Source organism: Clostridioides sp. ES-S-0001-03 (assembly GCF_020676075.1).
GTDB lineage: Bacteria > Bacillota > Clostridia > Peptostreptococcales > Peptostreptococcaceae > Clostridioides.
On record NZ_JACVWJ010000003.1, the window covers coordinates 460,952 to 476,737 of the forward strand.

The following is a 15,786-nucleotide window of genomic DNA, read 5'->3' on the forward strand; positions in this document are numbered from 1 at the left end:
CCTTTACTTCAAGAAGCTTATTCCATTATTTTTAAGTTTATTATCTATAGAATATCTAAGAGCTGCCATTGCATCATCCATAAATTCAACTGGTTCATCAAGATATAATCCTGTTCTTTCATCTTGTTTCCATTTCCATTGTTGAATTTCTTTTATTGTATTGGTGCAACTAGGATGTACATGTATTCTTAATTGTTTCAAATAATCTATTTGAGCTTTAACACTTCCTGGCCCTTTTTTAACTCCTTTAGCTTTATATCCTGCACTCTTCCACATCTTAATTCTATCTGGTTCAGCACTATCACAGTACATAAATAGAGTCTTTTCTAAACCTATACTATTTGCAATCTTTATGATTTCTGAGGTATCCATTTCATGTACATATATTTCGTTACATATATATAACTCTCCATCCTTAAAGCCAATTCTAAGTACTACATTTGCATGATTAAATCCAAAGTCTTGTGATAACCTCATATTGTCAAAATACTCAAATTCTGTAGGAAATTCATGTATAACATAATTTTTAAGTATTGCTCCACCAGTTTCTCCCCATTCTCCAAGACCATAGACTTTGTACCCTTCTGGGTCTTGCTCTTTTCTCATTTGCATTCTTCTGTAGTAAGCTTCATCTATGAATCTATTTTGTAGATAAGTACTATGATGAGTAAATATATCATCATTTTTATAGTCAAAATACTTTCTTTTTATCCAATGAGTGGCTGAAACCGGATTAAATGTAAATGTCATTTGATAGTATAAATTAGTGTTAGTTAAAATACCTCTTAAACGGTCGTCTAGTATATCTATGTCACTTTCCATAAGTTCTGTAGCTTCTTCACACCAAACCCATGTTAATTTACCTTTTGAGAAGTTTATTGATTTTAATTTTTCTCTCTGTTTTGCATCATTAACGCCTCTAAATATTATAGAGTTGCCAGTAACTTTACTTTTAATTTCTAAAGGATTTAAAGTTGTTTTCCAATACTTATCAGCTTGCTTACCATAAATACGATTTATAGCTCCTGTAAGTTCTGCATAGGTTGAATATTTGTGTGTAGCTTCTGATTTTCTAACTACTAATAAGTTAGCTCCTTGATACTTTTTATCACCTAGCTTTAGGATATAATCTTGTGCTACATTAACAGATTTTCCACTACCTGCTGAACCTTTCATTGCTCTGTATCTTTTTTTAGTAAAGTTAGCTTCTCTAAAAGATGGATTAAATTGTACTCTAGTTATCATTAAAATCACCATAATCTATTACTATTTTTAATTCATCATCTTCATCATCAGTTCTATTAAGTTCTCTTACTTCACATTTTAACTTTTCAACTCTATTTTTCTGCTCCTCTGTAACCAAATTCCAATCCTTATGAATCATTTCATCATACTGCTTAATTAAACTCCTTAACTCACTCATTGCCCTACTCTGTGCATTAAGAAAAGATGCTTGCCTATCCCATGCAAATTGAAATTCATACTCTATCTTCTCGCCATTTTCTGTGCTTTCATGTTTCTTAAGTTCCTTAATCATTTCTTCCTTATCTTTAACATACATTATCTTTTGTGCTCTTATTATTGCTGCATATTGAATGGTTATCTGTTCCCAAAGAATATCAAATTTATCTTTATTCTTTATCTCATTAATTAGGTCTTGAGTTTCTTCAGGTAAGTATTTTGAGAAGAAACCAAACTTTTCAGCGTTTTTATTTCCAGGTGGGCCAGTGGCATTTTTATTACCTATGGGTGCACCCCTTTTATTTTTAGGTGCACTCTTATTTTTCTCACTAGCCCAATTGTATCTCTTAATCCATGACTTTAAGGTGTTTAAACTAATGTCATACTTTGCTGATATTTCCTTTTGTTTCATACCTTTTAGGTAATCTTGTTTTACATTTTCTTTGACATCTTGCACATCACCACCTCATTTGTTTGTCGTTTTGGGAATAAAAAAAGACCTAGAATTTTATATCTTCTAATTTAAGGCCTCCTATTCTAAATACCACTAGTTCCTTCAATATTTCTCATTTGTCTATCTAAAGTTCTTTTTCTAAGCCACATCAAGCATTCTTCTAACTTCTCTATAGCCTTCTCATTCTCTTTACAAGCATATTCGCTATCTTGAAATGCTTCTAATCTTGTTATAACTGCTAATATTACATCTTCATTATTAATTCCATTGACGCCACATTCTTTTACAGCTCCTTCTTGAAAACTAAGATATTGAATTGGTTCTATACAATCATCCTCACAATCTGCTCTTCCTAATATAAAGTAACATGGGGCATTATACTTCCATTCTTCTTTATCCTCGCAATAAAGCTTAGTATAATTTTGTGTGCATAAACTGTTTTTAACTTCCATAATTCATTCTCCTTTTATAATTTTCCTAGTTCACATTGAAGTCTATAACCTTCTAATTTCCAAAGTTCATTTTTAATTTGTTCTTCACAAATATCTAGTCCTATTTGTTCATCATAGTTTGCAGGGTCAACACAAGCACTATGTCCTACTAAAGTAAATCCATTTTGAAGTTGTATTGTCATTACTGTACACTTACCCCAATACACTTCCGCTATCTTTTCAGCTTGATTAAACAAATCATCTATTTGTTGCTGAGTTATTGAATTTTTATTCATAATCTTATTCTCCTTCTTAATTTATTGTATAAAAAAAGACCATCCCTCAAGACAGTCATTTATATCATTTCTATTAATTCCTTAATCTTTTTATATACTTCTTTATAATTCATATCTTTATCTATTAACTTAGGTAACTTCATAGATATAATTCTTTCAAGTGCTTGTATATCAAACAGTTCGCTTTGATTTAACTCATCTCTTTTTACACCTTTTGGTATACCTAATTTTTTTCTTACAAGTTCAGTAAAATGTTTATAATACATTTGAGGTTTATTACTTCCTTGACTAGTAGCATAATATACAAACTCTTGTATTTCATCTGTAAAATCTTTTCTAACCTTTTTACCTTCAGCTCTTATACCTAACCATTCTTCATCTTTTTCATTAGCTATATAGTATCCATTTTCTTTTATAGAATGTATAACTTCATATACCCAATCAAAATATTCATCAGAAACAGGCATATTAGATTTTCTTACTATAGCATAGATTCCTTTTTCATTATACATATATATTTTCTTAGCATTTTTATTTTTATATATCGACCCCTCAATTTGAGCCCCCGTTATTTCAATAGATTTTCCTCTCATATACTCAAAGTTTCTATTATGTATATTTTCTATCGCTTTACTTGGGTTAGAATATTTAAGAGCATGACCTAGTTGTGTTCTGCTCATAAATATTTCTTTTTCTTCATTCATGTAAAAGTCGCATGTTGTCCCTAAAAATTTTCCTTTTTTAACAAGTTTTAGTTTCATAAAATCAACCTCCTGGATATTTGAATTTTAGATATGCACATTATGCATATCCGAATAGTGCATATTATGCATTTTTAATAGACCTTTTCAGATGTCGGTAACTCCGACATCTGAAACTTATTAATTTTTGTATGAAAAAAGACCTAGAAATTAATCTAAGCCTTATTTGAGCCATCTTTTGCTTTCATATTTACTATATATTTTGCTGTAAGCACTACTCCTCTTATCAATAAATCTTCACTAATAGCACTTTTTCCTATAAAACTCTCAACATATTCAACTCCATAATCTAAGAATTCATCATCAGCATCTATATTAAATTCATCTAATTCTTTTATTATCTTTCCTCTTAAATCATTCATATTATCATGCTCCTGTAAAAAAATAAAAGACTAAGCTTACCCAAACTTAGTCTTTTTATAGGGGAGGTATATACTTTGTGGTAACAGTAATAGGAATCGAACCTATGACCTTTCGAGTATAAATCGACTGCTCTAACCATCTGAGCTATACTGCTATGTTGAGTGAGGTTACCAAGCCCCACCCGATTTTTAGACCTCTGAATTAAGATACAAAACTGTATGAGATTTTAATCTCAATTCAAATACTAACATAGTGTATTAATAAAACCTTTTGAACATAGTTAGAATTGAACTAACAGCATCCTCATGCCCTGCCTAGTCTGTTCATAGTAATAAAAAAAGACCATATACTGGTCTTAATTAAATTCATATTTTTCCTTGTACTCTTTAATAGCATCATTCCATGCCTCTTGCTCTGTTATTTTCTTTTCTATAGCAATTCTTTTTGCTATATCTCTTATCTTTGTTGCACCTTCTAATATTCCCATTTCATATTTCCCCCTATTCTATATAATTTAAGCGAGGTCATAAGTCCTCGCTCTATTTAAAATATAAGTTAAACATCTTTTTTAAGTTGTAAATCAGGAAATGGTATAACTTTAGCAGAAGTTAGAGTATTTTTAGGTAAACTTAATAGATATTCTACTTCTTCTGGTTCTAGACTAAAATTATATGAAAATGAAAGTTCATCCATAAATTCTTTAGGAGTAAAAACTTTTTCATTTAGCAACATCAAAACTGCTGTTTTTAACAATGCTGGTAGAGAAGTTAATAACTCATCATCTAATGGTTCTGATTTTCTTAGTCCCCTACGTTGTAAAGTACGAATCATAGACTGATATTCATCCATACTGATAATTCCTAAAGAATATGAACGACGAATCATTGCTTGTATAGAAACTTTCCATTTACGTTTCAATTCTGTATAGTTTGGAATACGTAAAGGAGTTCTCTTAGCATCAATTTTAAAAGTCTCTTCTGGTAATAAGAATGCAGATGCAAATCTATTAGCTTCTGATTCTCTGTCTTTAAATTCTTGTTTTTCTAAAGCTTCTACATCCTCGCTCCACTCATGCAAGCATATATGCCCTAATTCATGAGCTATATCAAAATGAATTCTAGAGGCAGAAGTCTTATTACTAGAATATCCAATCAGATAAACTGTCTCTCCCGAAATATCTACCATTTGGCTAAATGCATCTATATCGTCTGTAGAAGTCGAAAAACTTGTTACAAGTATTCCATGTTGCTCTACTTCATATATGATATTATCAATAGGTTTTAATCCTAATCCCCAAGCTTCTCTTAAAAGTAAAGCAGCTTCTTCTGGTGTTTTCCCAGAACAATCTGGTAAATTTAATGTTGGGAATTCAATATAATCTTGTAAGAAGAAATATATTTCTGCTAGAAATTCCATTTTTTGAATTTGCTCTGCTCTATATTTTTTATTTGTAGTCAATAATGCTCTGAAATATGTTGAACCTATTGCAATATTATTTCCTGTTTCTAAAAAGAACTTAACTGGAAAACCTAACTCTTTTGCTATTCGTTTCACTACATTATTATCATTTGGTTTCGATTTATTATTCTCATACATCGAAACGGTCTGTCTTTGACAGTCAATTCTCTCAGCTAATTCAGCTACTGTCATTCCTCTATATATACGAGCTTTCTTTAAACGCTCTCCATTAAAATTAATTTCCATAATTATTTCCTCCATCTATTCACTAAAAAGTGACTACTTGGCATCTTCCTCCTTTTTCGCCTTTTTTAAAGGATGTGTTTTCTTTCTTGCAACTGCTTTTGAAGTTAAGTTTAATCCAAGAGTAGGGTTATTTGCAATAGGATTAGTCTTGTCAACTTTTTCTGCAACAGTACTTTCTTCTATAGATATATAAGAACTCCAATCTTTTTCTGTAACAATGTCTAAGTTTGTATCAATCATTACAGCACGAATAGATGTAAGTTGATATTCAGATGCATCAAACAATATTAATGCATGATGGTTAACAACAACATTGTCTTTTATTAGATTCGAAAGTAATTTTTGTACATGTTCCTTAACTTTATCTTCATCATCAAATTTTTTAGGGAAAAAGGACATTTGCCCAATTGGTGCTTTTAAATCTTCATTAAAGTTTTTAGTCAACTCATTCAAGTAGTGCATGTTTCTTCTTTCAGGTTGTTTTTCATATATTTCCTTAAATCGTTGCTCTCTCATTATGGTAAAAATATTTTCACTACTTTTTTCATGTATAATGACCATTCCCCAACATCCACGTTTAGCTTCATATGCCATACAATCAGGACTATTAAGTACTTCACAAAGGTCTCTATTTAATAAATCCCAAATACGGGTAGGTATACTGTTTTTAGTCACAAGATTCTGCTTTTTAATATCTTCTTTTATTTTATCTCCAACAGCTCCATTAACACATTGAACAATTGTAGAGATTATTTCATTAGGTATTTCTAGTTTCGCGTCTTCTGGCATACAATTATGCACCTCCTACATATGTTTATATATTTATTGTAGGCGTTTTGTGCAAAAGTGTCAATATTAAAAGACAAATATATGCATCTTTTATATTTAAAAGGTCATTTAAAATTTTTTAATTGTTTATATAATATCCTTAATTATAAAAATTATTCACTTTGGCTAGAGCAAAGACAACCCCTTAACCCTAGCCAATTATTAAGTTTTGAGAGGGAAATCTTTATTTCCACAATACTATTATCTCATGCTTTTTTAATTAAAAACGGGAGAAAGTCGGGAATAAAATAGGAATTTTTCGGGAAAAAGTCGGAAATTTTTTAGTTTTTGAATAATGGTAATTCACTTTCTCTAAGCTTTGGATAAAGCATATCCATAATTTTATAAACCAACATATTTCTTGTACATCTACAAGTTTTTTCATCTAAACTCATTTTAAGCGATATATAGACCATGCTATTTTTAGTCTTACTATTATAAAATAATTTAAAGAAATGTTCTTCCCTTATATCTAAGCATGTAAGTGCATTTTCTATTTTCTTCTTTTCAATTTCCTTATCTTTTTTTATCTTCTTTAATCTCGCAATATCTCTTTCCTTTTTAATAACTTCATCTTCCACACTTGAATTAAAAGCATATGTTGGACTTACTTTCTCACCATATCCAATAGCCTTACATCCAAATATTTCATTCTCTCTACTCTCTATATCTAATTCAAGATTTTTAATCTCTGCATTTAAAAATTTATAATGATGCAATCTTCCTTCTACAGTCTTGAATATTTCTTTTTTATTGGTATTATTATCCATACTTTCACACTCCTGTTTATGTTATAATAATTTTGCATAAAAGTTTTATATTTTTGACAAGTGGAGTGTGAAAGCACTCCTTTTTCTTTTTAATTAGCAGAAATCTTTTTCAAAGAAACTAATCTGATTTGTTTTTCTTTCAGACTTTATAATTCTAATTGATTCATCTATAATATTTAAGGATTTTAATAACACATCTTTTGGTATATCCTCCCACTTATCAGCTCCAAGAATTAATAAAGTTCTCTTTTTAACTAAATCAAACTCCTCATTAGCTCTAGGAATATCTAGTCTATCTTTTATGTAGCTTGAAATATCATACTTAGTTTTACTTGTAGGTCTATAATATTGTGAGGATTCTTTTTTAAATTGTTCTATCTGTGCATCATGCTTAGTTTGCATTTCACATAATGCGTTACTTACAATATTATTAATTTGATTTAACTGTGTTTTTGTAAGATTGTTTGATGCTTTGTATTTTTCTTCTACTGCAATTAGATACTTTCTATAATTTTTAGAATTTCTTTTAAGTTCCTTATTTGCCCTTGGACTTGCTCCTGCTACTAAACAAATTTCTTTCGCTATTTCTAAATTTAATATATATTCTATTGAAGGTCTTCCGCCTTGTTCAGAGGTTTTCCCCTTTAAAGTGGAAAAGTCGATTCCTTCTACTGCATCTACATTTTCTAAGTTACTTTTAATCCAGTCAGAAAAATCTTTTTCTACTTCTAATCCTTCCCAAAGTTCTCTACCATTTACAACTTTTATATCTTCATCTGTTGCATATACTTTTATAAGCCCTTCATTTTCGATTAATTTTAAATCATTCATACTTATAATCCTCCTCCAAATTATTTTTATCTAATGATTTGATAAACGGATTTTTCCGTTGTTCAACTAATATCTTCCAATATAACTTCAACCCTTGGTCTATCGCTATAATATTTACTAGCTACAATTTCAACTATCTGTGTATCATCCTTATAAGCTATTTCATTAAGTGAATCAGCTATCACTTTGATAACATTATCAATATCGGGTTTCTTGCTGGGTCTTAACACATTATTTCTTTTCTGCTCTTTAACCTTTTTACTGTTACTTTTAGCTATAGAATAATAGCACCTTAAAGTCATTTTTATATAACCTATAAAATGATACTTAACTTTAGATTGATATAGCCACTTTATAAGATTCTCATAATCTTTAGTTTTCTGCGGAGTATGAGTTCTTTTAGTAGCCGAATTAAATCTTGGTCTTTCTTTCCCAACTGGCTCTCCATCTATTACAAGAAAAACTTTCATTTTTTCACCTTCTTAGCCTTCTTTCTACATTCCTTACAACAATAAACATCCTTAGATTTTTCCTTAAGATAAAATAGCTTCCCACACCAACTGCATCTTATCCTTTTCAAAGAATCACTTCCTTTTAATTCACATATTTAATCTATTTCAATTTCGACTATAGCTCTGCTTAAAAGCTTCACATTATAATTTTCTTTTATATTTTCCTCATCTTTTTTAAAAGCTCTTGCTTCTTCTAAATCATTAAATATAGAACTGTATATGTTCCCTTTTTCCCATTCTCTTGTTGTCTGCCAAGTTACTTTAAACTCTGTAATAACTATATTAACCACTCCTTTTAATAAGTCAAAGTAAGTCTATAAACTTTTAGTTTCATCCACAAACTTACCTTGACTATTTATTTTATTTTTTTAATTCCTTATAGTTTTCTTGACATATTTTATCCATATTTTCTTTGTATCTGCATCCTATACACACATTACAAGTTATAAGGTTATTGCTAATTACAAAGTCATAATTGGCACATCTTTCATCACATTTTTTATGAAGTATTCTTTTTTTTAATTTGATTCTTTTATTCATTTTCAATCTCCTTATCCAACCAATTTTCATATGCTATATCACAATCTTTGCTTTCACAATCTACTCTATCATTTATACAACTACCACAAATCTCTTTCCTAAATTCCTTATATATTTCTCTTTCACCAAGATTCTTTGACTCGCACATTTCTTTATTAGTCATATGAGCACCTTCCAGCTTTCTAATTATCTCCTGTAATTTTAAGCAATATTTGTTTGACCTGCATAATTTCATCTTTAAATTTATCAAAACTTATCTCAATTTCTTTTCTTAACCATTCGTTCATAGTTTCATCTTTAAAAACTATTGGAATTTCAATTCCATCTTTACCAATAATCAAAACTTTTGCTTTTTCACATTCTTTTAGTTCTTTTAAATAAACATTTATTTCTTTTTCATCCATTTCAACTTTTTTCATTACTTCATCTACTGTTCCAAGTTTATTCAGTACAAAACGACCTTGATTTTTCATTGCAACCTCCTTATTTTTCACTATAAAAACTTACATTTTTAATAATTATATCTACAGTTCCATTCCCATTATGTCTAATGCCATACTTCATAAAATCCTCAAAATCATCCATTTTGCCTTTTATCTCAAATCCTGTATCTGTTTTTATATGTCTATTTTTTAGATTTTTCTCAACCCACTTTTTATCAATATTAAAATTTTCAATTCCCTTTTCTTCCACATGGTCCTTAAAACTATCTTTTAAGTCTTCCTTTATTGCTATTTCAGTAAACTCATTTATATCAAGTTTTTGCTTTTCTCTTAGCATGTAAAGCAAGATACTTCTTACGTCTTCGCCCTGCTTCATATCACTATATAAATTCGCTATAAAGGAATCTACCAAGCCTTTAAACACCTTAGTCTTATACTTATCATCTTTAATTTTAGTAGCATTTAAAAACTCTGTAACAAACTTAGAATTAGTTTCTTCCTTTTCTGCATCCTTGTCTAAGACTCTTAAATGGTATTCGTCATTCATTCCACTCAAACCAATAATTGCCCCTATTTTAATTGCTTTAGTCTCTTGTATATTAACTTCATTGGCTGACATCTGTATGTTAAATTTATCATCTTCAAACTCAATAGAATGAGTATACGACTTGTTGTAATCAAGTTTTAATATAGCAACTCTCTTTTCATCTTTTTCAGTATATAAACATATTGCTAAGTCACAAGATTCTAATGTAGCATTCACTTTCATAACCTCAAATAAATAAGCTGCAATCTCTTTAGAGTTATTTAAAAATGAACTTTCATCATATATTATCTGTTCACAACACTTCTTAATCAGATTGTTACTATAGTCATTAAATACTGCTTTTCTGATGTCATTATCTCTTAATACTTTGTTGATTTTCTTTTGAAAGAAAACTTCAATATCTTGACTAACTCTCCCCTCAAAATCATTTAATATTGGAGTATCGCTATTCTTATCTAAAACATGTATTATAAATTTGTGTATTATCATAATTCACCCCTTTAATTATTTTCTCCAATTCCAAACCAGTACCAATCTATGAGATTTTCACAAATGTATTCTTGAGCTATTTTTTTCATATATTCTGTCTTTTCTTCATCACTCATACCTTTTAAAACATCATCATCTACTTTAATTTCACCATGAGTATACGAACCTTTTTTATTAGTTTTAACCATTGCACATATTATCACAACTCCACCCCTTCATTCTCAAAATATTCAGCCATTTTCTGACTTCTAGTATCTTTTATAACTTCATCTATCTTATCTATTGTTATAAATAATATCTTGTCATCTTTAGCTAATACTTCTGCTTTTTGTCTTAACATTTCTTTACTACCATATGTGTAGTGAATTCTTTTATTTTCTAACAACAATCCCATTTGCCATCTCAATATATATTTTGACATTTATTCCCCTCTCTATTTTCATTTTTAAGAGTCGCAAAACACTTAAACAATATTTATATTAAGATAAATTTTGCAACTCTCTAAACTGTTTTAATTAGATATTTTGCATATCTTCCATGTATTTACTTGTAAGTTTGCAAAGAACTTCATGCAATGCTCTTCTTGCTAATTCGAACTCTTCTTCTGTCGCTTCTTCATGTATACTAAAATTTGTATATCCTTCTGTAAAATTAGAAAAAACTATTTTTATTACTCCATCTCCATGTGTTCCTGCATAAAGAAATTGACTTTGCTTATATGCATGCTCTTTTTTATGTTTCAATTCTTCATATTTCTCAATTTTTTTCGTTATATTTTCTTCTGTACGCTTTAATTGTTTATACTCCTCAAGTTTTTTTATTATATCCTCTCTTTCGCACTTTAATTGTTCATATTCTTCTTCATGCATTATTCTTCTACCTCCATATCAAGCCACTCTTTGCATCCAACAAAACAACTATAGATACAAGTCTCAATTTCATAAGCACAATACTCACAAACACAATCAGTACTCCCAAGAAAATCAGCCATTCCATCCTCATCCAAACTTTTTATCATTTCAAAATTAGTCATTCTTAGCTCCTTCTTTATTTTTACAATAATTTTTTATTCCAAGATTCCAACAATCTTCACAGATATGTATGTCTATATACCTAAGTAGACTTGTATTGCCCTTTTCTTTATTAATAAAATATTTTTGTTTCTCAACATTAATTGTCTTCTTACAAAAATCGCACTGTATGAGTTCGTTCATTACTCTTCCACCTCATTTTCAACCCATTCTCTAATTCCTGCCCTGCATTTTTTTTCATCATCAGAAACAAACATACAATCACAAGCACAACAGTCACAAATCTCATGTTCAAACAAAAAGTCTATCAATTTATCCTTAAATCTTTTAGCATTTTCTACTTTCTCTATTTCCCCTTCAACCAATTTTTCATAACAAGTTGGGCATATGTGTTTATCCATCCCAAGTACTCCTTTGCTACAATCCTTTTTATATAGCTCAATACATTCTCCATTATATTTTTCAAATATTCTCTTACAAAAATCACATTGTATAACTTTACTCATTTTTAAATCCTCCCATATTATCGCAATTTTCACACTCTTTCAGATTCAATCTATACTCATAAATTCTACCTGCTACAAAACTAATTCCTATTAAAAGTAAACTAGTTAAGATATTCATTAGATTTCATTCTTTCTATCATCAACTAATATATTAAATCCACATTTACATTCTCTATAATATGTGTGTTCTTCAACTATTAACTTGCCTTCATCATTTCCAATCTTTTCATTACCACAATCAGGGCAATAGCAATATTTTTCTCCAAGTTTTATAATATCTTTTAATTTCATTTTTCTAACATCCCCTCACATTCATATCTACTTAATATTTTTATAGCTGTATCAATTGCTTTATTAATTGAACACTTTCTCTTATTTATTATCTTTTCAGCTAACTTAATTACTTGCTCTACATTTGCTAATACCATCTGTCACTCCTTGAATATATTCAGCTTTCCAACCTTCTCTAGTTACTCTATTTTCTCTAGCTAAACAACTAGCATAATCTCCACTAATTTTTAAATATTTACTTGCAGCCTTTGCACTTTTAAAAATCCTAACTTCTCCAGTTTCAATATTAAAAACTTTTATAGGTTTACTTTTTGTATCATTAGTTGGTTTTTTCCTTATTTTCTTGAATTTCGATTCATTAAGTTTCAGCTTTATTTTCTTACTTTCATTTGCTTGTCTTACTTTTCTTAAATTAAGCTCAAACATATCTTCTATATCAATAGTTTTTTCTAAAAACGTTCCTGCATCTACCCAAATTTTAGCCATATTCTACCACTCCAAATCTTTAAATATTATTTCATAGCTACACTCGCCAGCTTCAATAAATATACCTCTTTCATCTTGATAAATATTTTCTACTCCAATAATTCTTAATTCTGAATTTTCAAAGAATAACTTACACATATTGCCTTCTCTTAAATCTCCAAAATCTATAAGACATTCTTTGCCTGTTAAAAATGAGCATGTTTTTTCTCCTGTTTCAAAGTTAAAAACACTCACTAATTCCATAACTCTTAATCCTATTCCACAAATCTTGCAATACCTTGCATCCTTACTTATATCTTCATTTCTGCATTTATAACAAACATTAACCTTATTTTTTCTTGTCTTTTCCAACATTTCAGCTCTCCTCATTTTGAAATACCTAACATTTTATATTGCATTATTTTCGCTATAGATGCTGATAAATACAATATTTTAAGCCACAACATATCTTTTTTTAAACACTCATTTACAGATATAATCTCAAAAGTTCCTTTCCCTGTTAATGGTTCATATTTATCAGTTTTTCTATTACTTAACTTGATTTTTTCTGTTGAATTGTTCTGTATAAATTCAAATCTTTCACCATCACACTCTAAAAAGATTTTTCCATACTCTTCTTCCATTTTCCCTCCAATATTTTTAACTTCTAGGAAGTAATATTGTATAACTACTCCCTAGATTATTTAATTTATCCAAATTTACTTTCTTCAAGTTGACCTCTTGTAGCCATGTTTTTTAATTCCTCATCTGTATATTGTCCAAAGGTTTCATTGAAATTATGAAACTTATTTTTATTGAATTTACTTTGTATAGGCTTGTAATCTTCTTCTAATGCTTTTATAAGATAACCTGTGATACTTTTTACTCCATCTGTATTTTTAACCAACCTTAGTTTTTCTTCTAAGTAGTCAATTCCTCTACCTGTATGTATAAATACATCAACAATTTTTTCAATGTCTTTAGATTCTAAATCAAAGTATTGTTTTATTTTATCCACAACCACCGAATCGTCTTTATTGTTGTTGTTATTCTTATTGTTATTCTTATTGTTATTCTTATTGTTATTGTCCCCGTATCGTGGTACGATTCGTTCACGTATCGTCGACGTATCGTATGAATCGCTATTTCTAGCCATTTCATAATAGTCCTCAAATATTTTTCTTATATCTGATTTTTCTATTGATGGAATTACATATTTTATTAACTCAATATCTTTAACCTCTTTGAGTTCTTTATTGAGTAAATCTACAATTGGTTTGCCACCTTTAGTTAGGTTATATTTGCCCCAGTTTTTTATGGCAATTTCTCTAGTATCGGGATTATATTTAATACACTTATGGTGATTTATAAATCTATCCATTAATGCTCTTATACTTTCTTCTGAGTATCCCATCCAAAATGCTAATTGCTTCTTAGTCACTTGATAAACTCCTATTTGAGTTGTCTGAGGATTACTAAGAAGAAGTATGAAGAAGAATTTATCTTCTGGTGTCCATTCCTCTTGTACTTTTGGGTCAGTCCAAAAGCTTGTATATATCTGTCTAAAAACTGCCACTCTATCACCTCCTATTAAGCCCCTTTAAAGGCTTGTTTCTCATAAGCTGTACAAACAGCATCATATTCACTTTTATTTAAATCTTTTATGTCTTTTCCTAATTGTTTAAAAATCTGTTCTTTTAATAATGTTTTATTAACTCCAGCACTATTAGCTATTGCATATAGTCTACTTAGTTGTTTGTCAGTCAATATTCTATCTACTGTACTTTTACTTTGTTGAGTATTATTAGAATTACTTTTAGATTCATCTTTTCCACTTACTGCATCAAAACTATCATTCTCAGTTATGTTAAGTAACTGAATATATAAATATCTAGTCTGATAGGTTTCTATACCTCCTAATGCTTGTAATTCATTAGAGCCTTTAAGTTGTAAGTCTCTCATTGGAGAAGTGAATACAATCTGTTCTGTTGGGTTTTCTCCATTAATTAGTGTTAATGTTGCATAGTCATTTGTAAAAACTACTATAGGGCATAATTTGGCTTTTTCTAATAGTTCTGTAGCTTGTGGCAAGAAGTCTGCCAACTCAAAATACTTGAAGTTAGCGAACTTATTCTCTCCGCTTTTCTTTAGATTTAACTTACTAAATTTAACTCTTACATCCATTAATTTAATATAAATATTAGATTCCAATTCCATCACGCTCCATGTCCCTTATGTTTCTTTTTAAAACACCTTCCCATCCATCTATATAGTCTCCATATAAACCATCTGATTTTTGCTTTTCTAAATCTTCTTTAAACTGCTCTATTGTCCAATTTTCTTTATGCCTTTTTATACAATATTCTAGTCCTGCAATACTTCCTAAAGCTTGTTCTGCTTCTATTCCTTCAAATCTAGTAAATTTTAATATAAATACTCTATTTTCTAAATCCTTAATTATCTCATTTCTAGTTTTCATTTCTTCCCCCTTGTGCTATAATATAGCTAATTAAATTTTAGTATGTTTTTGAATTGAGCCACTGGAATGGCTCTTTTCTACATTATTTGAACACTTAATGGTCTATCTGTTTCAAATTCTTCTCTCATTAGCAGTTCTTCTGCTTCTTCTGTATCTTTTTCTATCCTCTTGTACTCTGCATATGCTTCATGCTTAATTCTGTCTTGTTCATCTGTTGTAAGACTTCTATCTGCCCATGCCCTTTGTACTATATCTAAATATATTAAGTATTGTGCTTTTCTGTATTTTTCTATATCTTTAATTAATTCTTGTCTACTTTTCATTTTCCACTCCCCCTATTGATTCAATTTCTGAATTTAGCATAAGCAAAATATCCTCATATGCTCCTAGCACTTTTTCATCTGACTTACACTTATATCCGATTGATTCTCTGTCCTCTATCTTCTTTCTTAAACTTTGTATCTTATATTCTAAAAATCTTCTTGTTACTTCCATGTTCAATCCCCCCTTAAAGTTCGAGTCCTCTTTGCTTACATTCTTCCATGTAACTTATACACTCTATATAAAACTTTGGTGTAGGTACT

34 protein-coding genes and 1 tRNA gene are annotated in these 15,786 nt (G+C 29.4%); all 35 read right to left on the minus strand.

Annotated features, from left to right (window positions below; genetic code table 11):
* Nucleotides 1–3 precede the first annotated feature (3 nt).
* Nucleotides 4–1,245 carry a PBSX family phage terminase large subunit gene (locus tag IC174_RS08675; RefSeq protein ID WP_227482684.1) on the minus strand — a complete coding sequence of 414 codons (1,242 nt, stop codon included), beginning with the start codon at nt 1,243–1,245 and terminating at the stop codon, nt 4–6.
* Nucleotides 1,235–1,918: a phage terminase small subunit gene (gene terS, locus IC174_RS08680; protein WP_227482685.1), complete on the minus strand. Its 684-nt coding sequence runs from the start codon at nt 1,916–1,918 to the stop codon at nt 1,235–1,237. The genes IC174_RS08675 and terS overlap by 11 nt, the downstream gene beginning before the upstream one ends.
* An 80-nt stretch (nt 1,919–1,998) precedes the next feature.
* On the minus strand, nt 1,999–2,367 hold the full coding sequence (locus IC174_RS08685) for a hypothetical protein (protein WP_227482686.1): 369 nt from the start codon (nt 2,365–2,367) through the stop codon (nt 1,999–2,001).
* A 14-nt stretch (nt 2,368–2,381) separates the two neighbouring features.
* Complete coding sequence (locus IC174_RS08690; RefSeq protein ID WP_227482687.1) at nt 2,382–2,642, minus strand: Gp49 family protein; 261 nt, start codon at nt 2,640–2,642, stop codon at nt 2,382–2,384.
* A gap of 59 nt (nt 2,643–2,701) precedes the next feature.
* Entirely contained in the window at nt 2,702–3,403 is a 702-nt protein-coding gene (locus IC174_RS08695) for a BRO family protein (protein WP_227482688.1), read from the minus strand.
* Nucleotides 3,404–3,558: 155 nt separating this feature from the next.
* Complete coding sequence (locus IC174_RS08700; RefSeq protein WP_219674184.1) at nt 3,559–3,765, minus strand: hypothetical protein; 207 nt, start codon at nt 3,763–3,765, stop codon at nt 3,559–3,561.
* 78 nt (nt 3,766–3,843) lie between these two features.
* Nucleotides 3,844–3,920 (minus strand) — tRNA-Ile (locus tag IC174_RS08705).
* A 201-nt stretch (nt 3,921–4,121) separates the two neighbouring features.
* Nucleotides 4,122–4,253 (minus strand): hypothetical protein, encoded by a 132-nt coding sequence (locus IC174_RS21100; RefSeq protein ID WP_255613378.1) that lies wholly within the window; start codon nt 4,251–4,253, stop codon nt 4,122–4,124.
* 68 nt (nt 4,254–4,321) lie between these two features.
* Entirely contained in the window at nt 4,322–5,470 is a 1,149-nt protein-coding gene (locus IC174_RS08710) for an XRE family transcriptional regulator (protein ID WP_227482689.1), read from the minus strand.
* 33 nt (nt 5,471–5,503) lie between these two features.
* Nucleotides 5,504–6,259, minus strand: coding sequence for a DUF5986 family protein (locus tag IC174_RS08715; protein WP_227482690.1), 756 nt, complete (start codon nt 6,257–6,259; stop codon nt 5,504–5,506).
* Nucleotides 6,260–6,579: 320 nt separating this feature from the next.
* Nucleotides 6,580–7,068 carry a hypothetical protein gene (locus tag IC174_RS08720; RefSeq protein ID WP_227482691.1) on the minus strand — a complete coding sequence of 163 codons (489 nt, stop codon included), beginning with the start codon at nt 7,066–7,068 and terminating at the stop codon, nt 6,580–6,582.
* A gap of 93 nt (nt 7,069–7,161) precedes the next feature.
* Complete coding sequence (locus IC174_RS08725) at nt 7,162–7,899, minus strand: antA/AntB antirepressor family protein (RefSeq protein WP_227482692.1); 738 nt, start codon at nt 7,897–7,899, stop codon at nt 7,162–7,164.
* A 62-nt stretch (nt 7,900–7,961) separates the two neighbouring features.
* Complete coding sequence (locus IC174_RS08730; RefSeq protein ID WP_227482693.1) at nt 7,962–8,369, minus strand: RusA family crossover junction endodeoxyribonuclease; 408 nt, start codon at nt 8,367–8,369, stop codon at nt 7,962–7,964.
* A gap of 137 nt (nt 8,370–8,506) precedes the next feature.
* Nucleotides 8,507–8,701: a hypothetical protein gene (locus IC174_RS08735; protein WP_227482694.1), complete on the minus strand. Its 195-nt coding sequence runs from the start codon at nt 8,699–8,701 to the stop codon at nt 8,507–8,509.
* Nucleotides 8,702–8,771: 70 nt separating this feature from the next.
* Complete coding sequence (locus tag IC174_RS08740) at nt 8,772–8,951, minus strand: hypothetical protein (protein WP_227482695.1); 180 nt, start codon at nt 8,949–8,951, stop codon at nt 8,772–8,774.
* Complete coding sequence (locus IC174_RS08745; protein ID WP_227482696.1) at nt 8,944–9,114, minus strand: hypothetical protein; 171 nt, start codon at nt 9,112–9,114, stop codon at nt 8,944–8,946. Before IC174_RS08745 ends, IC174_RS08740 begins: the two co-directional genes overlap by 8 nt.
* 19 nt (nt 9,115–9,133) lie before the next feature.
* Nucleotides 9,134–9,424 (minus strand): hypothetical protein, encoded by a 291-nt coding sequence (locus IC174_RS08750; RefSeq protein WP_227482697.1) that lies wholly within the window; start codon nt 9,422–9,424, stop codon nt 9,134–9,136.
* 10 nt (nt 9,425–9,434) lie between these two features.
* Nucleotides 9,435–10,430 carry a nucleoid-associated protein gene (locus IC174_RS08755; protein WP_227482698.1) on the minus strand — a complete coding sequence of 332 codons (996 nt, stop codon included), beginning with the start codon at nt 10,428–10,430 and terminating at the stop codon, nt 9,435–9,437.
* An 11-nt stretch (nt 10,431–10,441) separates the two neighbouring features.
* Nucleotides 10,442–10,633, minus strand: a complete 192-nt coding sequence (locus IC174_RS08760) for a hypothetical protein (RefSeq protein ID WP_227482699.1) — start codon at nt 10,631–10,633, stop codon at nt 10,442–10,444.
* On the minus strand, nt 10,630–10,851 hold the full coding sequence (locus IC174_RS08765; RefSeq protein ID WP_227482700.1) for a hypothetical protein: 222 nt from the start codon (nt 10,849–10,851) through the stop codon (nt 10,630–10,632). The genes IC174_RS08760 and IC174_RS08765 overlap by 4 nt, the downstream gene beginning before the upstream one ends.
* 94 nt (nt 10,852–10,945) lie before the next feature.
* A complete protein-coding gene (locus IC174_RS08770) occupies nt 10,946–11,299 on the minus strand; it encodes a hypothetical protein (protein WP_227482701.1) in 354 nt (117 codons plus the stop codon).
* Nucleotides 11,299–11,463 (minus strand): hypothetical protein, encoded by a 165-nt coding sequence (locus IC174_RS08775; protein ID WP_227482702.1) that lies wholly within the window; start codon nt 11,461–11,463, stop codon nt 11,299–11,301. The genes IC174_RS08770 and IC174_RS08775 overlap by 1 nt, the downstream gene beginning before the upstream one ends.
* Nucleotides 11,456–11,644 carry a hypothetical protein gene (locus IC174_RS08780; protein WP_227482703.1) on the minus strand — a complete coding sequence of 63 codons (189 nt, stop codon included), beginning with the start codon at nt 11,642–11,644 and terminating at the stop codon, nt 11,456–11,458. The genes IC174_RS08775 and IC174_RS08780 overlap by 8 nt, the downstream gene beginning before the upstream one ends.
* Nucleotides 11,644–11,967 carry a hypothetical protein gene (locus IC174_RS08785; RefSeq protein WP_227482704.1) on the minus strand — a complete coding sequence of 108 codons (324 nt, stop codon included), beginning with the start codon at nt 11,965–11,967 and terminating at the stop codon, nt 11,644–11,646. The genes IC174_RS08780 and IC174_RS08785 overlap by 1 nt, the downstream gene beginning before the upstream one ends.
* Nucleotides 11,960–12,085 carry a hypothetical protein gene (locus IC174_RS21105; protein ID WP_255613033.1) on the minus strand — a complete coding sequence of 42 codons (126 nt, stop codon included), beginning with the start codon at nt 12,083–12,085 and terminating at the stop codon, nt 11,960–11,962. The genes IC174_RS08785 and IC174_RS21105 overlap by 8 nt, the downstream gene beginning before the upstream one ends.
* Nucleotides 12,085–12,258: a DUF3797 domain-containing protein gene (locus IC174_RS08790; protein ID WP_227482705.1), complete on the minus strand. Its 174-nt coding sequence runs from the start codon at nt 12,256–12,258 to the stop codon at nt 12,085–12,087. Before IC174_RS08790 ends, IC174_RS21105 begins: the two co-directional genes overlap by 1 nt.
* Nucleotides 12,255–12,395: a hypothetical protein gene (locus IC174_RS08795; RefSeq protein WP_227482706.1), complete on the minus strand. Its 141-nt coding sequence runs from the start codon at nt 12,393–12,395 to the stop codon at nt 12,255–12,257. The genes IC174_RS08790 and IC174_RS08795 overlap by 4 nt, the downstream gene beginning before the upstream one ends.
* Nucleotides 12,364–12,744 (minus strand): NUMOD1 domain-containing DNA-binding protein, encoded by a 381-nt coding sequence (locus IC174_RS08800; protein WP_227482707.1) that lies wholly within the window; start codon nt 12,742–12,744, stop codon nt 12,364–12,366. Before IC174_RS08800 ends, IC174_RS08795 begins: the two co-directional genes overlap by 32 nt.
* Nucleotides 12,745–12,747: 3 nt before the next feature.
* Complete coding sequence (locus IC174_RS08805) at nt 12,748–13,098, minus strand: hypothetical protein (protein WP_227482708.1); 351 nt, start codon at nt 13,096–13,098, stop codon at nt 12,748–12,750.
* Nucleotides 13,099–13,109: 11 nt separating this feature from the next.
* The gene (locus IC174_RS08810; RefSeq protein ID WP_227482709.1) at nt 13,110–13,367 is read right to left on the minus strand and encodes a hypothetical protein; all 258 of its coding nucleotides are present in this window, start codon (nt 13,365–13,367) and stop codon (nt 13,110–13,112) included.
* Between the two features lie 65 nt (nt 13,368–13,432).
* Nucleotides 13,433–14,299 (minus strand): hypothetical protein, encoded by an 867-nt coding sequence (locus IC174_RS08815; RefSeq protein ID WP_227482710.1) that lies wholly within the window; start codon nt 14,297–14,299, stop codon nt 13,433–13,435.
* A 14-nt stretch (nt 14,300–14,313) separates the two neighbouring features.
* On the minus strand, nt 14,314–14,934 hold the full coding sequence (locus tag IC174_RS08820) for an ERF family protein (RefSeq protein WP_227482711.1): 621 nt from the start codon (nt 14,932–14,934) through the stop codon (nt 14,314–14,316).
* Nucleotides 14,924–15,202 (minus strand): hypothetical protein, encoded by a 279-nt coding sequence (locus tag IC174_RS08825; RefSeq protein WP_227482712.1) that lies wholly within the window; start codon nt 15,200–15,202, stop codon nt 14,924–14,926. Before IC174_RS08825 ends, IC174_RS08820 begins: the two co-directional genes overlap by 11 nt.
* 77 nt (nt 15,203–15,279) lie before the next feature.
* Nucleotides 15,280–15,525, minus strand: coding sequence for a hypothetical protein (locus IC174_RS08830; protein ID WP_131023942.1), 246 nt, complete (start codon nt 15,523–15,525; stop codon nt 15,280–15,282).
* A complete protein-coding gene (locus IC174_RS08835) occupies nt 15,515–15,697 on the minus strand; it encodes a hypothetical protein (protein ID WP_021385604.1) in 183 nt (60 codons plus the stop codon). The genes IC174_RS08830 and IC174_RS08835 overlap by 11 nt, the downstream gene beginning before the upstream one ends.
* Nucleotides 15,698–15,786 lie beyond the last annotated feature (89 nt).

Bases quoted from the DNA above. Each gene is read 5' to 3' on its own strand.
- IC174_RS08675 (WP_227482684.1), bottom strand. From the start codon at position 1,245: ATGATAACTAGAGTACAATTTAATCCATCTTTTAGAGAAGCTAACTTT.
- IC174_RS08685 (WP_227482686.1), bottom strand. From the start codon at position 2,367: ATGGAAGTTAAAAACAGTTTATGCACACAAAATTATACTAAGCTTTAT.
- IC174_RS08690 (WP_227482687.1), bottom strand. From the start codon at position 2,642: ATGAATAAAAATTCAATAACTCAGCAACAAATAGATGATTTGTTTAAT.
- IC174_RS08695 (WP_227482688.1), bottom strand. From the start codon at position 3,403: ATGAAACTAAAACTTGTTAAAAAAGGAAAATTTTTAGGGACAACATGC.
- IC174_RS08700 (WP_219674184.1), bottom strand. From the start codon at position 3,765: ATGAATGATTTAAGAGGAAAGATAATAAAAGAATTAGATGAATTTAAT.
- IC174_RS21100 (WP_255613378.1), bottom strand. From the start codon at position 4,253: ATGGGAATATTAGAAGGTGCAACAAAGATAAGAGATATAGCAAAAAGA.
- IC174_RS08710 (WP_227482689.1), bottom strand. From the start codon at position 5,470: ATGGAAATTAATTTTAATGGAGAGCGTTTAAAGAAAGCTCGTATATAT.
- IC174_RS08715 (WP_227482690.1), bottom strand. From the start codon at position 6,259: ATGCCAGAAGACGCGAAACTAGAAATACCTAATGAAATAATCTCTACA.
- IC174_RS08720 (WP_227482691.1), bottom strand. From the start codon at position 7,068: ATGGATAATAATACCAATAAAAAAGAAATATTCAAGACTGTAGAAGGA.
- IC174_RS08725 (WP_227482692.1), bottom strand. From the start codon at position 7,899: ATGAATGATTTAAAATTAATCGAAAATGAAGGGCTTATAAAAGTATAT.
- IC174_RS08730 (WP_227482693.1), bottom strand. From the start codon at position 8,369: ATGAAAGTTTTTCTTGTAATAGATGGAGAGCCAGTTGGGAAAGAAAGA.
- IC174_RS08740 (WP_227482695.1), bottom strand. From the start codon at position 8,951: ATGAATAAAAGAATCAAATTAAAAAAAAGAATACTTCATAAAAAATGT.
- IC174_RS08745 (WP_227482696.1), bottom strand. From the start codon at position 9,114: ATGACTAATAAAGAAATGTGCGAGTCAAAGAATCTTGGTGAAAGAGAA.
- IC174_RS08750 (WP_227482697.1), bottom strand. From the start codon at position 9,424: ATGAAAAATCAAGGTCGTTTTGTACTGAATAAACTTGGAACAGTAGAT.
- IC174_RS08755 (WP_227482698.1), bottom strand. From the start codon at position 10,430: ATGATAATACACAAATTTATAATACATGTTTTAGATAAGAATAGCGAT.
- IC174_RS08765 (WP_227482700.1), bottom strand. From the start codon at position 10,851: ATGTCAAAATATATATTGAGATGGCAAATGGGATTGTTGTTAGAAAAT.
- IC174_RS08770 (WP_227482701.1), bottom strand. From the start codon at position 11,299: ATGCATGAAGAAGAATATGAACAATTAAAGTGCGAAAGAGAGGATATA.
- IC174_RS08775 (WP_227482702.1), bottom strand. From the start codon at position 11,463: ATGACTAATTTTGAAATGATAAAAAGTTTGGATGAGGATGGAATGGCT.
- IC174_RS08780 (WP_227482703.1), bottom strand. From the start codon at position 11,644: ATGAACGAACTCATACAGTGCGATTTTTGTAAGAAGACAATTAATGTT.
- IC174_RS08785 (WP_227482704.1), bottom strand. From the start codon at position 11,967: ATGAGTAAAGTTATACAATGTGATTTTTGTAAGAGAATATTTGAAAAA.
- IC174_RS21105 (WP_255613033.1), bottom strand. From the start codon at position 12,085: ATGAATATCTTAACTAGTTTACTTTTAATAGGAATTAGTTTTGTAGCA.
- IC174_RS08790 (WP_227482705.1), bottom strand. From the start codon at position 12,258: ATGAAATTAAAAGATATTATAAAACTTGGAGAAAAATATTGCTATTGC.
- IC174_RS08795 (WP_227482706.1), bottom strand. From the start codon at position 12,395: ATGGTATTAGCAAATGTAGAGCAAGTAATTAAGTTAGCTGAAAAGATA.
- IC174_RS08800 (WP_227482707.1), bottom strand. From the start codon at position 12,744: ATGGCTAAAATTTGGGTAGATGCAGGAACGTTTTTAGAAAAAACTATT.
- IC174_RS08805 (WP_227482708.1), bottom strand. From the start codon at position 13,098: ATGTTGGAAAAGACAAGAAAAAATAAGGTTAATGTTTGTTATAAATGC.
- IC174_RS08810 (WP_227482709.1), bottom strand. From the start codon at position 13,367: ATGGAAGAAGAGTATGGAAAAATCTTTTTAGAGTGTGATGGTGAAAGA.
- IC174_RS08825 (WP_227482712.1), bottom strand. From the start codon at position 15,202: ATGAAAACTAGAAATGAGATAATTAAGGATTTAGAAAATAGAGTATTT.
- IC174_RS08830 (WP_131023942.1), bottom strand. From the start codon at position 15,525: ATGAAAAGTAGACAAGAATTAATTAAAGATATAGAAAAATACAGAAAA.
- IC174_RS08835 (WP_021385604.1), bottom strand. From the start codon at position 15,697: ATGGAAGTAACAAGAAGATTTTTAGAATATAAGATACAAAGTTTAAGA.